Source organism: Thermus sp. FJN-A (assembly GCF_054655095.1).
Window position 1 is genome coordinate 1 of the sequence record NZ_BAAHSC010000117.1, and the last position, 471, is coordinate 471.

Annotated in this window: 1 protein-coding gene; it reads left to right on the plus strand. The window is 76.6% G+C overall.

All coding sequences use genetic code 11. The annotated features are described in order from the left end of the window. A partial coding sequence (locus ACYQ0J_RS00595) for a tetratricopeptide repeat protein (protein ID WP_460170263.1) occupies window positions 1–471 on the plus strand: 471 nt, incomplete at both ends.

Sequence of the window (471 nt, forward strand, 5' to 3'; positions counted from 1 at the left end):
GGACGGGCGGGTGGACCTCGAGGCCGTCCGCCTCTTCCTCCAGCTCGGGCGCTACCGGGAGGGCGAGGCGGCCCTGGACCAGGACCCCCAGCCGGAGAACCCCGAGTGGCTCAGGCTGAAGGGCTGGGCCCGCTGGCACCTGGGGGACGAGGAGGGCCTGCGGCTGGTGCGGAAGGCGGCCTCCCTGGCCCGGGAGCGGGCGGGGTGGGTGTGGCAGGACCTGGGGGCCCTCCTCGTCCGGGCCGGGCGCTGGGAGGAGGCGGAGGAGGCCTTGAGGCGGGCCCTGGACCACTTCAGCGCCCGGGAGGACCACCTGGGCCGGGCCTGGGCACTCCACGGCCTGGGGGTGGCCCACCTGCACCGGGGCAGGACGGGCTGGGCCCTGCGCCGGGCGGAGGAGGCTTTGGCCGTGGTCCGGGCCAAGTCCCTGGGAGGCTTCCGGAGCCGGGTCCTTGTCCTCCTCTCCTCCGT